Source organism: uncultured Lactobacillus sp. (assembly GCF_944327175.1).
Taxonomy (GTDB): domain Bacteria; phylum Bacillota; class Bacilli; order Lactobacillales; family Lactobacillaceae; genus Lactobacillus.
In genome coordinates this window covers 18771-32864 of sequence record NZ_CALVGT010000048.1, presented here as the reverse complement: position 1 = coordinate 32864, position 14094 = coordinate 18771, and the positions used below count along the sequence as shown (strand labels likewise).

The 14094-nt window shown below is 50.3% G+C and carries 12 protein-coding genes; 4 read left to right on the top strand and 8 right to left on the bottom strand.

The window, feature by feature from the left end:
* Positions 1–226 (top strand): hypothetical protein (locus Q0J41_RS06155; protein WP_296227415.1); only part of this gene is annotated, 226 nt, incomplete at its 5' end.
* 39 nt (positions 227–265) lie between these two features.
* On the opposite strand, the gene Q0J41_RS06150 is transcribed toward Q0J41_RS06155, so the two are convergent.
* The 4 genes from Q0J41_RS06150 to Q0J41_RS06135 all read right to left on the bottom strand — a co-directional run bounded on the left by Q0J41_RS06150 (position 266) and on the right by Q0J41_RS06135 (position 4949).
* On the bottom strand, positions 266–1198 hold the full coding sequence (locus Q0J41_RS06150; RefSeq protein WP_296227412.1) for a quinate/shikimate dehydrogenase: 933 nt from the start codon (positions 1196–1198) through the stop codon (positions 266–268).
* Between the two features lie 706 nt (positions 1199–1904).
* Entirely contained in the window at positions 1905–2663 is a 759-nt protein-coding gene (gene aroD / locus Q0J41_RS06145; RefSeq protein WP_296227409.1) for a type I 3-dehydroquinate dehydratase, read from the bottom strand.
* A 33-nt stretch (positions 2664–2696) separates the two neighbouring features.
* Positions 2697–3911, bottom strand: coding sequence for an MFS transporter (locus Q0J41_RS06140; protein WP_296227407.1), 1215 nt, complete (start codon positions 3909–3911; stop codon positions 2697–2699).
* Between the two features lie 102 nt (positions 3912–4013).
* A complete protein-coding gene (locus tag Q0J41_RS06135) occupies positions 4014–4949 on the bottom strand; it encodes a shikimate dehydrogenase (RefSeq protein ID WP_296227405.1) in 936 nt (311 codons plus the stop codon).
* A gap of 182 nt (positions 4950–5131) precedes the next feature.
* Here Q0J41_RS06135 and Q0J41_RS06130 point away from each other — a divergent pair, with 182 nt between their 5' ends.
* Positions 5132–6052, top strand: a complete 921-nt coding sequence (locus tag Q0J41_RS06130; protein ID WP_296227403.1) for a LysR family transcriptional regulator — start codon at positions 5132–5134, stop codon at positions 6050–6052.
* Between the two features lie 145 nt (positions 6053–6197).
* Here the strand turns inward: Q0J41_RS06130 and Q0J41_RS06125 are convergent, their stop codons facing one another.
* Both Q0J41_RS06125 and Q0J41_RS06120 read right to left on the bottom strand, forming a co-directional pair.
* Positions 6198–7982, bottom strand: a complete 1785-nt coding sequence (locus Q0J41_RS06125; RefSeq protein WP_296227399.1) for an FAD-dependent oxidoreductase — start codon at positions 7980–7982, stop codon at positions 6198–6200.
* A 118-nt stretch (positions 7983–8100) separates the two neighbouring features.
* A complete protein-coding gene (locus Q0J41_RS06120) occupies positions 8101–9282 on the bottom strand; it encodes an MFS transporter (protein ID WP_296227398.1) in 1182 nt (393 codons plus the stop codon).
* A 451-nt stretch (positions 9283–9733) separates the two neighbouring features.
* Between Q0J41_RS06120 and Q0J41_RS06115 the strand changes: the two genes are divergently transcribed.
* Both Q0J41_RS06115 and Q0J41_RS06110 read left to right on the top strand, forming a co-directional pair.
* Positions 9734–10960, top strand: coding sequence for an MFS transporter (locus Q0J41_RS06115; protein ID WP_296227396.1), 1227 nt, complete (start codon positions 9734–9736; stop codon positions 10958–10960).
* Positions 10961–11681: 721 nt separating this feature from the next.
* On the top strand, positions 11682–12605 hold the full coding sequence (locus Q0J41_RS06110) for an L-lactate dehydrogenase (RefSeq protein ID WP_296227394.1): 924 nt from the start codon (positions 11682–11684) through the stop codon (positions 12603–12605).
* A 94-nt stretch (positions 12606–12699) separates the two neighbouring features.
* Here the strand turns inward: Q0J41_RS06110 and Q0J41_RS06105 are convergent, their stop codons facing one another.
* Both Q0J41_RS06105 and Q0J41_RS06100 read right to left on the bottom strand, forming a co-directional pair.
* Positions 12700–13638: an ROK family glucokinase gene (locus Q0J41_RS06105; RefSeq protein ID WP_296227390.1), complete on the bottom strand. Its 939-nt coding sequence runs from the start codon at positions 13636–13638 to the stop codon at positions 12700–12702.
* Between the two features lie 172 nt (positions 13639–13810).
* On the bottom strand, positions 13811–14068 hold the full coding sequence (locus Q0J41_RS06100; RefSeq protein WP_296227388.1) for a hypothetical protein: 258 nt from the start codon (positions 14066–14068) through the stop codon (positions 13811–13813).
* Positions 14069–14094 lie beyond the last annotated feature (26 nt).

The following is a 14094-nucleotide window of genomic DNA, read 5'->3' as shown; positions in this document are numbered from 1 at the left end:
GGTCAAGCTTGACCAGGCCAAGAAGGAAACGACTGAGGAAGTTACTGCAAAGGTAACCAAGGAAGTTACTAAAGAAGTTACTAAAGAAACTACTGAGAAGGTGACTAGAGACCACCTAATCAACATTCTGAGCACCACCAACTTAACTCCAGACGGAGCCATGGACCTCCTGGGTATCCCCGAGGCAGACCGGCCTATGTACAAGAATCTGCTCAAGAAAAAGTAAGCACAACAAAAGCGGACAAGTTTGCCTTGCCCGCTTTTCTTACGCCTTAGCGATGATTTCCTTAATGTAGTCAACCGGCATCTCCTTGCCAGTCCAGAGCTTGAAGGACTCTGCCCCCTGGCCGACCACCATACCCAGACCGTTATAGATGTGCTTGACGCCGGCCTCTTTGGCAATCCGCATCAGCTTGGTCTCCCGCGGTTCATAAACCGTGTCGCTGACAACCATGTCCTCATGCAGCCAGGATGGGTCTTCCACCAGTGACAGGTCGTCCAGCGGCGGCATCCCTACCCCGGTCGCGTCGCAGTAGATCCCGGATTCAGCGATCGACTGCTTGAAAGCTTCCTTGTCTTCCATCGGGTTCAAGCTGCAAACGCAGGCAGTCGCCTCATTGATCGCGGCTACCTTGCCCTTGGCCGGTTCCCAGTTGCGATCGTGAATGTTAAAAATTCTAATCTCCTTGGCCCCAGCCATAGCCGTGGCGACGGCAATTGGAATCGCTGCCCCCCCAGCGCCGGCCAAAGTCATGACCTGCCCCTTAACGTCCTGGCCATCTTCTCTTAATGACCGCAGCCAGCCAGTCCCATCAGTGGTATAACCAGTCAAAAAGCCATGGTCATTAACCACCGTGTTGACTGCCCCGCAAATTTCCGCTGCCGGGTCCAGCTTGTCCAGGTAAGGGATGATCTCCTTCTTGTTTGGCATAGATACGTTGGCGCCCCGCATATCCAAAGTCCGCAAGGCCTTGACCGCGTCCCCGATCCGGTCCGGCCCGATCTCAAAGCAGAGGTAAGCCCCATTCAAGCCTAGCTTAGCCATCGCGTTGTTGTGCATAGTCGGTGAAACTGAGTGTCTGATTGGATTAGCGAACAGGCCCAGCAAGATTGTGTGCCCGTCCAGCCAGCCTGTCACCGGTCCGGTAATCCCGTTGATTTTTACCGGTAAAATATCATTGTTTCTTTCGTCAGTCATCTTTTACTGTTCCTTTTGTTTTTATCTTTCAAAAATATGCTAGCGCTTGCCAGCTTATAAAGAAAGGCATTCTGCCACTTTTATCAATCAACTTTTTCTATTGTTTTCCCAGCAATAAAGACACCGTTGACCGGATTGCCCAATAGCTCAAGCGCGAGGCCGACTGGACTTTGTCTGCCGATGACCAGATTTACTTGATTCTTCATATCTGGCGGGTCACTCACCGGTAAAAATAAAAAAATTCCACACTTTCTATTGACAGCGTTTTTGGGAAGCGCTATCATAATAAATGTCTTAAGCGTGTTACTGTTAAATCAGGCATGAACCTATCACGAAATCAGCCGCTGGCACTAGTTGCCAGTGCTCCTTGATTTTTTCTGGTAGGTTCTTTTTTCGCTTAAACCAGGTGTGTTACTAGTTCGACTAGGCATGAGCCCGCAAGCATACACAGGATTCTTTCTATACTTTTTTACGTGAAGATCCTGGCTTGCGGGTTTTTATTTTGGCAAATTAAAAAAAGTGAGGTTACCACAAGCCGCTCTGGATAGTGGAAAACGGCATCGGGGTCAAGGACCAAATCAGTGAAGAGGGCAAGACAGTGACGGTGAAGATTTAAGCGACTAAAAAATATATCCCCGCCAAAAAATCTCCCGTATCGCGATTGATACGGGAGCTTTCTTTTCTGGAAAAGCGTTTCTCTTGGTTATTAGCGCAATTCCAAGTAATTTTCAGCGTTTCTCAAGTCTTCGATTGACAATTGGCCAGGTGCTGAAGCCTTGCCAACGGCACCGAATGACAGGCAGGAGCCGAAGACTTGGCCGGCAATCCGGCTGACCTTGCCCAAGTCGGCCATTGCCATGGTGATGATTGGCGTTGAAAGTGCCTTGTGGGCGTTATTAGTAGCGCTCAAAAGAGTCAAAACGTCGTCAGCACTGTGCGGCATGCAGGCCAGTTTTGGCACGTCAGCACCCAATTCAGCCATCTTCTTCAAGCGGAATTCGATGACATCCTTGGTTGGCACCTTTTCAAAGTCGTGGTTGCTCATGATAACTACCACATTGTAGTTGTGAGCCTGCTTAACCAGGTCCTTGACTCTTTCTTCATCGTGGAAAAGTTCGATGTCAACCGCGTCGCCCAAGCGGTTGGTTACTACAGTAGCCACCAGATCCAGGTATTCGTCTTCACCGAGTTCCAGGACGCCGCCTTCGTTCTTGGTTCTGAAAGTAACCAGGATTGGCAGTTCGCCAACCGCGTCCCGCAAAGCCTTGGCCGTAGCGATCAGCTTTTCATTGTCCTTGATGCCGGCTTCGTAGTAGTCGATCCGCCATTCCATGATGTCCGGCTTGGCAGCCGCGATTTCCTTGGCTGAAGCCAGGATTTCTTCTTCGGTCACGCCAACGTTTGGCACGGCAATCTTTGGCAGGCCTTCGCCTAAAACAATGTTTCTAACTTTTACAGTAGTCATATTAATACCTTCTGTTTTTGCTTTTTTAAAAAATTACTTCTTCAGTGAACCAAACAGCTTCTTGTAACGGATAGCGATGATGGTCGTGTCCACGAAGCCCAGCAGGGCAACGATCACGTCAAAGAACATAACTTCTCTCATCCCTGGCAAAGCGTTGATTACCAAAGGAATAGTGAAAGAAGCGATTGAACCGGCAGTGTAGAAGAAGCCAGTAACTGTCCCCTTGCCAGCTGGGAAGAAGTCGGCCATAACCGTCAAGCCCAGCTGCATTACGCCACCAGCGGCGAAGAAACCAACGGCGAAGGCCAGAATGCCCATCAATACCGCGCTAGCTGGGTATGCCCACATCAAGAAGATGGCGAGGAAGGCACCCAAGGTGTAAATTGGTACCAATTGCACTTCCTTGAACTTGCGGCCGATCACTGCAGTAAACAGAACGCAGCAGATTGAACCAAGTGAGTACCAGGAAACCAGGGCGTGGGCAGCACCGTCGTTCATGTGGCTGATTTGTTGCCCGTATTGAGTCAGCATTTGACTAACCATGTAGAAGGTAGCTTGAGAAATATAACCGTAAAGGATGAACAAGGTACCGTCCAGCCACTTGTCGGACTTAACAACTGGCTTGTCGCCGGCTGCGGCAGCTTCAGCTTCTTCAGCCTTCTTTTCTTCAGCTTCAGCAACTGCCTTGGAGTCCGGGAAGGCACCCTTGAGGAAGTAGATGAAGGTGATAACCAGGATGGCAGCTGGGATAACGATTGACCAGCCGTACCATGCGTGAGCAGCAGCCAGGCCGCTGACGATGAATGGCAAGAGGAACTGGGCACCAGAGATGAAGGCCTTCAAAACAACGTTGGAAGTCCCCTTGGCAGCTGGGAAGATTTCCATCAGGGCTGGGTAAGTACCAGTGTCCAGGAAGGAATTGGCCATCCCGGCGCAGATCCCCAGAATGTAGGCCACAGCCACGCTCTTAGAGAAGAGCAGGCCAACAAAGAAGACCAGGTAGAAGACGATCCCCAGTTGCACGAATGGCTTTCTGCCGAACTTGTCAGACAGGATACCTGAGATCAAAAGGTTGATGATCCGGCCGATACCCAGTGAGGAAACCACGGCGATGGCACCGGTCGCGGTCGTACCCCATTGCTGGGCCAGGCTGGATGCATTTTGTGAGATAATAATAACGCCCATCCCGTGCACGAAGTAGTTCATGTACAGCATGAAGGCAGTCATCATGTACTTGTTCTTTTTCATGATTTTGTCCTTCCAAAAATACCTTCTGTCGGCAAATATTCAGCTGCAGAAGGTATTGATTTAAACCAATTTCTATTAAGTTTGCTGGTTAAAAATTACAGATTACTTGTTGGCATCCATGATTTCCTGGATGTAGTCGGTTGGCATTTCCTTGCCAGTCCACAGCTTGAAGGCAGCGGCACCTTGTTCGATCATCATGCCGATCCCGTTGTAGATGTGCTTTACGCCGGCCTTTTCAGCAACTTCCATCAGCTTGGTCTTGCGTGGAGCATAAACAGTGTCGGAAACAACCATGTCTTCGTGGAACCATGATGGGTCTTCAACCAAAGTCTGGTCTTGCAATGGATTCATCCCTACGCTGGTAGCGTCGCAGTAGATGTCTGATTCAGCGATTGACTTCTTGAAGTCTTCCTTATCTTCCAAGTGGTGAACGCTGGCTACGCAGTCAGTTTCCTTGTTGATGGTTTCAACGTTCTTGACTGCTTGTGCCCACTTGTCGTCGTCCAGGTTGAAGATGCGGATTTCCTTGGCGCCTTCCAGGGAAGCAGTAACAGCGATTGGAGTAGCGGCACCGCCGGCACCGGCCAAAGTGATGATCTTGCCCTTAACGTCTTGGCCGTCCTTCTTCAAGGCCCGCAGCCAGCCCATGCCGTCAGTGGTGTAGCCGGTCAAAACGCCATGTTCGTTGACGATGGTGTTTACGGCGTCACACATTTGTGAAGTCTTGTCCAGCTTGTCAAGGTAAGGAATGACCTTCTTCTTGTTAGGCATTGAAACATTTGAGCCCCGCATGTCCAGTGTTCGGATAGCGTCGATAGCACCTGGAAGCTTTTCGTTGTCGATTTCAAAGCAAAGGTAAGCCCCGTTCAAGCCCAACTTGGCAAAAGCGTTGTTGTGCATGGTTGGTGACATGGTGTGGCGGATCGGGTAAGCCATCAAGCCGACCAAAATCGTGTGCCCGTCAAGCCAGCCGGTAATTGGGCCGTTAACGCCTTGAATCTTCGTTTCTTCAATCTCGTTGTTTCTTTTGTCTGCCATTTCTGGAATCTCCTTTAAACTTTTAACAAGTTACTTTTTTCTCAATTCACTATTATGTTATCGTTTTCAGTCTTCGTGATAAATAAGGCAAAGCAAAATTATTGATAAAAGCATTTTATCAATTCTAGATTAACGGTATAATATAGGCATGGAAACCTGTTGTCCATAATTCGGAGGTAAACATGAACATTCGACATTTGCGTTTCTTCGTCGAGCTGGCTAAGACGGAGCACATGGCCAAGGCGGCCGAAAAGCTGGGCATCTCCCAGCCTTCCCTGTCCTATGCTATCAGCAGCATTGAGGAAGAACTCGGCGTGCCCCTTTTTGAAAAAGAAGGCCGGAACATCCGCTTGACCAACTACGGCAAGATATACCTGGAATACGTCAAAAGCGGCTTGAGCGACCTGGACCGGGGCGGCGAGTACATCGCTGAATTGCTGGACGTCAACCGGGGCCATATCAGGGTCGGCTTCACCTTTACCATGGGCCAGGACTTGATTCCCCAGCTGATCTATAAATTTAAGCAGGAAAAAGACACCAAGAACATTTCCTTCTCCTTCGTGCAGGGAACCACTGACGATTTGGTTGACCAGCTGGTCAATGATGACCTGGACCTGGTCGTCTCCTCAGTCCCTGACCTGCCTGGCCTGGAGGACAAGGTCGACATCTCCCACCTGATTGACCAGGAAATGCTGGCTGTCGTCCCCTTCTCCAATCCTCTAGCCAAAAAGGACTCTGTCTCCCTGGCTGATTTGGCCAAGTTCCCGATGATCTACTACAGCAAAAACAGCGGCCTGCGCCCCCGCCTGGACAAGATGTTTGCTGACGCCAGCGTCAAACCGAAGATCATCATGGAGTCCATGGAAGACCACACTATTATCGGCTTCGTTCACTGGGGCTACGGGGTAGCCATCGTGCCGCATTTGCCCCAGCTGGACCCACGGACGGTCAAGCTCTTGCACATTGATGAAAATGTCGGCGTTCACCCGATTTTTGTCGTGAAAAAGTCCGACCACTTCTTGACCCCAGCCATAACCAGATTCGAACAATTTATCAAATCCTACTGCCGGAAGCATTACAATAACGAACATAAGCTGGTTTAAAAAGAAAAAGCCCAAGCATCAGCTTGGGCTTTTTTAGCAAGTTTTTGTAAGGAAGAAGGTTCCCGTGGCCAAAAAAGAACAAAGTGTACGTTTTCACATAGCCTTTTTTTTGCCTGGGAGAAAAAATTGTGAATTGTTAGCAATATTAGTGGCTGGCACCGGAGGTTGCTTCTGGCTTAGGAGCCGGAGCATGGCTGGCGCTGGTAACAACGTCAACGTCGTAGTTGTTGGCATTGTCAGCAGCTGCCGTACCAGCCACGAAACCGGAAGCATAGGACCAGGAGTTCATCATTGAAGGCATTGAGTCCTTGCCGTTAGCCCCGCCAACCAGTTCGCCGGCAGCGTAGAAGTTGGCTACTGGCTTAAAGTCGTTGTCCAGAAGCTGCATGTCCTTAGTGGCTTCGTAGCCGCCCATGGTGGTGCAGAAACGGAGCTTTTGTTCAATGACGTAGTAAGTGTCGCCTTCCAGCTCGTGAAGGAACTTGGCGTCGCGGCCGAATTCCGGATCGCGGCCAGCCTTGGCGTATTCCTGGTAGTGGTCGAAGGTTTCCTTCAAGTTGCCGTAGTCGATGCCAGCCTTTTGCGCTACAGTGGCCAGGTCACCCTTGACCAGAACCGGGCTCTTTTTGCCATCATTAGCAAAGAAGCCTTGGACTTCTTCAGCGGTGAAGCCGTACTTAAGCATCAGTTCGTAGTAGCGGTCCCAGATCCGCTGGTCCATCAAGACGAAGCAGGTCTTGTCCTTTTCATTGGCGATCGCGTCACGGAAGTGGGTGTAAGGCAGGCTTTCGTTGACCACCCGCTTGCCAGCCCGGTTGACAAAAATTGCCCCCATGTCGCTGGCTTCCTTAGTTGAGTAAGTAGTCAATTTGGCAATACCAGGTTCAACTTCCAAGCCGTGCGGGTAAACCTTGTACCAGTCCAGGTTCCGGGTCACCAGGTTCATGCCCTTGGCAAAGCCGAAGTAGTCACCAGTTGAGGTCATTGGCCCGTAGTAAGGAATGTCAGTCTTGTGTTCCTTGAAGTCCTTGGCTCCCCAGCCACCGGCAGCTAATACCAAGGACTTGAAGTTGACCGTGGTGGTTTGGTGCTTGCCTTCAGCAACCAGGCTGGTCAAAACGCCGGCAGGGTTCTTCTTTAATTCTTCAACTCGGGCGTCGGTCAAAAGGATCCCGCCCTTGCTCTTAAAGGCATCAGCCACCTTGGTTACGACTTCGTAAGAGCTTTGGCTTGGCATTTCCACTTGCCGGTTGACGCTGTGTTCAATGGTCTGGGTTTCCGCCTTTTGGTAGGTCAAGCCAGCAAAGTCAGTGATAAAGTCGATAGCTTTGCCGATGTTGTCAGCCAGCAGGTGGGACATTTCAGGGTAGTTGGTCCCCCGGCATTCTCTGGTGATGTCGTTAAAAAGGCGCTGGGCTGAGTCTTCTTCAGCTAAAGAGCCGAAGAGTTTCTTGGCCAGTTTTGACCCGGTAGCGGTCACGTTGGACCCGTTTAAGATGGAAGCCCCGCCGACATAGCCGTTCTTTTCCAAAACAACGACCTTCTTGCCCATGGACAAGGCCCGGCAGGCAGCGATGAGGCCGGCCATGCCGGAGCCGACAACAGCTACATCAACATCTAAAGTAACAGCCTTGTGGCTTCTGTCAACTGGACGAGGTGCTGGCATGAGACCTGCTTCATCCAGCGCCTTTTGGCCGGATTCCAGGATGGCCTTAGTCATAATGGTTGCCCCGGAAACAGCGTCAACGTTGAAGCTGTTGGCAGCCAGAACGTTGTCGCGGAGCTGGCCGAAGGCCTGGTTGAAGACAGCCTTGGTTTCTGAACTCTTGGTTACCTTAATGTCGGAAATTTCCCGGTTTTCAATTTCGATGTCAAAGTCGATTTCTCCGTTACGGCCTTGTGCTTGCGCTTTAAGTGTTTCTTTGCTCATGAGATCTTCTCCTGCTAATTATTTTTCTACAATCGCTTTCATTATAAAAAGACCGGTTACTTAAAAAAATAAGTCCCGGTCTTTTTATTAATAGATCGTCTTTATTGAAAATAATGTATTAATCAGCCTTACCCTGTTTTTTCTGGCCAACCCGCTTGACTACGAAGGCCAAAGCCGTACCGACCAGCATATTGGCCACGTTCAAAAGCAGGATCAAACGCGGGGCAGCCGCGCCAGTCCGGGCCGTAATGGAAGCCGCCAGCTGGATGATGGCAAAGTTGGCGAAGGCTGAGAAGAAACCGCCCCAAGACTGGACGGTCGCCTTCATGTCCGGGTACATCTGGCCCAGGACGCTTTGACCCAGCTGGTAAAGACCGCTGGCCGCGAAGAAGCCGACCGCCAGACTGGTCAGGTAGAGCACTTGCGGGGCCTTGATGAAGTAGGCCAAAAGCAGGCCAGCCGCGCTGAGCAGGGGGTACCAGATCAAGATGTCGATTTCCTTGACTCCTTTTTTAATGATAAAGGAGTTGAAAAGGACGGCAATTGAGGCCCCAACCGCGTAGACTGACTGCAAGGAGCTGGGGTTGGCAATCCCGTAGGACTTGGCCAGTTCCTGGTAGGTATTGATCCAGAGCAGGAAGGCAGCCGTGGAGGTGAAGCCCATCAGAACCAGGCTCCAGACGCCCAGGTTGAAGTTGTGCTTGGCTTTTTCCTGCTTTTTCGGGCCAGTGACCTGGTCTGGGTAGGGTGAAAAGGCCAGAATCAAGGCCATGACGATGTACAAAATGCCGGCCAGCATGAAGACGGTCCGGTAGCCAGAGCCCAGGGCCGTCCCCAGCAGGATGGCTAAAGGCAGGCAGAATTGGCCGATATTGATGGCAAACTTAGACATGAGGCCTGCTACTGAGGCACTTTCTGGAAAGATTTCCATCAAGGCCGGGAAGTTGGACGCGTTCAAGAAGGAATTGGCGATCCCGCCCAGGATCCCGATGATGTAGGCAACCGCAAAATTCGGGGCATAAAGCAGGCCGATATAGTAAATAGCCCACAATAAGTGACCGATGACGGCTGAGGCCCGGCGGCCAAAGTGGTCCGAAATAGGACCAGTGATCAAGATGGAGACGATCCCCCCGATCCCAACCGCGCTGACCACGCTCAAGACTCCGGAAATTGAGGAATGCCAGAGGCTGGCAAACTGGGGCTTGAACTGGGCCAGAAGGGACATTCCAATCCCCATCATAAAGTATGAAAAGTAAACGGTAGAAGCCGTGGCGGCATATCTGTGCTTCTTAGCTGACATAGTTTTCACTCCTTTTGTTATTTTTCTCACTTAATTTCAGTATACAGTAAACCGTTTACACTTTATAATAGAATACTCATTTTTATTAATAGATTCATCTGATTAAAAAACAGTTTATCGCCGGCAAATTATGATTAGAGAAAATCTATTAAAATCTTAGGAATCAATAGAGTAAAATTGTGATACTTAATCAGCAGACAAATTTTTATGCGAGGCATCTCTTGGATATCAGTAAATTACATTTCTCACTTCATGTTTTTCTGTCTTTCTTCAAACCGAAAGCCAGGTCTGGCTTTGCCCCCCTTCCCCGCCGGTTGGCGACCGGACTGAGCAATTAAATAACGATTGTTTTGCAAGGCCCCTTGACAATCTTAAGGAAAACGCAAATAATTGGTACCGATACAAAATAAGTAATGTCCGTGAGCATTAATTTTGGAGGTATAAGTTAATAATGGATAATACCAGCTCAATGTCCACTAACCAAAAGTGGGTTTTGGCTTCCATGTCATCCGGCTTCCTGCTGGAAAACATGGACGTCATGTTCCTGTCTTTCTCCCTGTCGGAAATCATCGCGCAGATGCACATCAGCTCCGCGGCCGGCGGCTGGATCGGAACCTTTACCAACCTCGGAATGTTCTTCGGTGGCGCGCTCTTTGGGCTGCTAGGAGATCGTATCGGCCGGGTCAAGACTTTCAGCTATACGATCTTTCTTTTTGCCATTGCGACTGGCTTGACCTACTTCGTCCACAACATCACCGCCCTCTATGCCCTCCGCTTCTTAGCCGGGATCGGGGCCGGCGGTGAATACGGGGTCGGGATTGCCTTGATCGCGGAAAACTTCCAGGCTAATCAAATTGGCCGGGCCAGTTCGGTGGCGGCCGTGGGCGGCCAAATCGGGTCTATCATGGCTGCTCTTCTAGCTGCCTGGATCATTCCGGCTTACGGCTGGAACACCCTCTTCCTCTTTGGGGTAGTGCCGGTTGTTTTGACCTACTTTGTCCGCCGCCACGTCAAAGAAAGCGATGAATTTTTGGCCGCTCACAAGAAGGCGGAAGAAACGAGTGAAAAGATCTCCTTCGGCCGCTTGTTTGAGACGCCCCGCCTGGCTTTGCAGACCCTGGGCCTGATGCTGATGACGATCGTGCAGATCGCCGGCTACTTTGGCTTGATGAACTGGCTGCCGTCAATCGTGCAGAAGAAGCAGGGCATGTCAGTTTCCGGCTCTTCTTACTGGATGATCGCTACCATCGTCGGCATGAGCATTGGGATGATGGTCTTCGGGACGATCATGGACAAGATCGGTCCCCGCTGGTCCTTCGGCATCTTCCTTTTGGGCAGCGCGGTCGTGGTCTTTGCCATCGTCAACGTGACCAGCTACTGGGCCATGCTTTTGGCCGGAGCCTTGACCGGCTTCTTCTCCAATGGGATGTTCGGTGGCTACGGGGCGGTAATCAGCCAGCTCTACCCGACTGAAATCCGGTCCACGGCCAATAACTTGATCATGAATACCGGCCGGGCCATCGGGGGCTTCTCCTCCGTCATCATCGGTGCCTTGATGGACCACTACAACCTGTACGTGGTCATGGGCTTCTTGTCCGCCCTCTATATCATCAGCTTCCTGGTCATGATCACCCTGCCAGGCCTCAAGGAAATCCAGGCCAAGAAGGGGGCAGCTTAAGACAGGAAATACAAAAAGTAAGCAAACTAAAAAATAAACAAGAATTAGAATATCTACCATGTCACGGCTTCAGCTCTGCTGGAGCCGTTTTTCTTTAGTCAGCTATCTTTTCTGAAAGTTTACAAAGTCACAAGCTTAATTTTTTGCAGTTTTCATTTCCTTCCAACCGCTTACAGAAAGATATGATTTTTAATAATCAAAAAAGTGAGCTATTTTTTTGATTATTAACATAAAGCGTAGTATTATATTTTTCGAAGGTTATGCGGCTAGTTATTTTTCTCATTTTTTCTCCTTCAGTCGTTATAATTTTCGGTACTACTGACGGGTGGCGATCCGAGCATGCCACCGGTTGGTGTAGCTCTTAACAGGTTCATGAGCAGCCCAGTCGCCATGCTTTTGCTTTTCTATTATGTTACTTGTTTTTTTATAGGCAAGGGCTGGCTCTGAACTCAGATATGTATTTCAACATTTTTCGGTTCCTGTCTCTTACAGACAGACAAACTTATTTTTTCCTTACTCATCACATGCGGCGCCCCTACTCCTATCACTAACAGGCGTCGCCAAGCAAACTACTTTGTCGTAGCAAGCTTAAGTTTTATCACATCACATCACATTTCTAAGAAACGCAGTCCTCTGGGCCGCGTTTTTTATTTCCCGGGAAATATTTGGCTCAAATTCAGTTATAATAAGGTTAACGAATTTCCCTGAGGGAGGAACAAATATGAATAGAAAAGTCCTGCTGGTTGGCGATGGTGCTGTCGGCTCCAACTTTGCCAACGATTTATTGCAAACGACGCGGGTGGACGAACTGGTCATCTGCGATTTAAATAAAGACCGGGCCGCGGGCGACTGCCTGGACCTGGAAGACCTAACCTACTTTACGGGCCAGACCAAGCTGAGAGCTGGCGACTACAGCGACGCGGCTGACGCTGACGTGGTAGTCATTACGGCCGGCGTGCCCCGCAAACCAGGTGAAAGCCGCCTTGACCTAATCAAGAAGAATGAAGCCATCTTGCGGAGCGTCATTGATCCAGTCGTAGCTTCCGGCTTCAGCGGCATCTTCGTCGTTTCCGCCAACCCGGTTGACATCTTGACCACCTTGACCCAGAAGCTGTCCGGCTTCCCAAAGAAGCGGGTCATCGGGACCGGGACTTCCCTGGACTCAGCCCGTTTGCGGGTGGAACTGGCCAAGCGGCTGCAAGTACCAATTGAATCAGTCAACGCCTGGGTTCTGGGCGAACATGGCGACAGCAGCTTTGAGAACTTCTCAAGTGCCGTGGTCAATGGCAAGCCCTTGCTCGACTATCCGGGCATGACAGAAGCAGCCTTGGATGAGATTGAAGCCCACGTCCGGGAAAAGGGCGGCGAGATCATCGGCAAAAAGGGCGCGACCTACTATGGCGTGGCTATGATGCTAGCCAAGATCGTGGCCGCCATTTTGGAAAACAACGACCTGGCCCTTCCGCTTTCCGCGCCATTGCATGGGGAATATGGGATCAAGGACGAGATCTACCTGGGCACCCTGGCCATCATCAACGGGCAAGGGATCAGCCACGTGCTAGAATTGCCGTTAAATGACAGCGAATTGGCCAAGATGCAGGCCTCAGCCGCGACGATGAAGGCAACCCTAGACTCTTTAGAATAAACAAAATAAGCGTGAAGCAAGCAAAAACGAGACAAGCCGAAAGGCTTGCCTCGTTTTTTCGCGTGCTATGCTTTTTAGATCTTTAGATTTTTTCTTACAGGACCATCTTAACGGCACCGTACATACCGGCATCGTTGCCCAGTTGGGCCAGGGCGAATTCCGTACCTTCTGAAGCGTGGAAGGCCGCGTCAACGAAGTGCTTTTGCACCGTGTCGATCAAGATTTGGCCAGCCTTGGAGACCCCGCCGCCGATGACGTAGACTTCTGGGTCAAAGACGCAGGAGATGGAAGCCAGGGCCGTGCCCAAAGTTTCGCCGACAAAGTCAACGACTTCCAAAGCCAGCTTGTCGCCTTCCTTAGCCGCGTCAAAGACTGCCTTGGCGTCAAGCTGATCTACCCCGCGCAGGCTTGATTCTTCGCTGCTTTCAGCCAGAAGTTCCTTAGCCTTGCGGGCAATACCAGTAGCGGAAGCGTATTGTTCCAGGTGCCCCTTCTTGCCGCAGCCGCAAAGCTGGGTTTCATCCTTGTTGACCAGCATGTGGCCGATTTCCCCGGCAGCCCCAAAGGCACCAGCAACGATCTTGCCTTCAGAGATGATCCCGCCGCCGACACCAGTACCCAGGGTAACCATGACGACGTTTTGGTGGCTTTCGCCACCACCTTGCCACATTTCACCCAAAGCAGCCGCGTTGGCGTCGTTGGCTACCTTGACTTCGTCCAGGCCAGTCAGCTTGCGGACCTTTTCAGCCACGTTGAAGACGCCCCAGCCCAGGTTGACGCAGCGGTTGACGATTTCGTCATCCAGGATTGGACCTGGCACGTCGATGCCGATCCCGGCTACTTCTTCCTTAAGAATGTCCAGTTCCTTCAGCTTGTCATTCAGAGAAGCAGCGATGTCAGGCAGGATCTTGGCCCCGTTGCCTTCTTTTCTGGTTGGGATTTCCCACTTTTGGGACAATTCACCGTTGGTTTCAAACAAACCAATCTTTACAGTGGTACCACCGATGTCAACACCAAATGCATATTTCTTCAAAGTAGTTGCCTCATTTCTTCAATGTTCTCTTTTCGCTAGTCCTATTATAAAGAAGAATTCAGCTTTTCGAAAGCGCTTCGGCCGACTTTTTGAGAAAATTATCAGACTTGTGACATTTTTTCCAAATATCAAAAAGATGCCCCCGCGTAAGGAGGCATCTAATCTTGTTTGTCTAGTTATGGGAGCTGATATATATGAGCACGCAGACGATGGCTAAAGCGGCCACTCCCAAGATCACGTTTACAATTGTGTGGACTTTCTTTGGCACGGACTCGCTAATTTGGAACTCATAGGTCCCGTAGAAGGCCAGGAAAGAAAGAATACCCCAAAAAGTGCTCTGTCTGTGGGCTAATTTGTCAATCAGCAAGCAGGCAGCTACGATCAGCAACATGTTCAACGAAATTGCTAAGATACTTTTTCTCGCTCTCATTCTAATTTTTCCTCCAGCAAAAATTG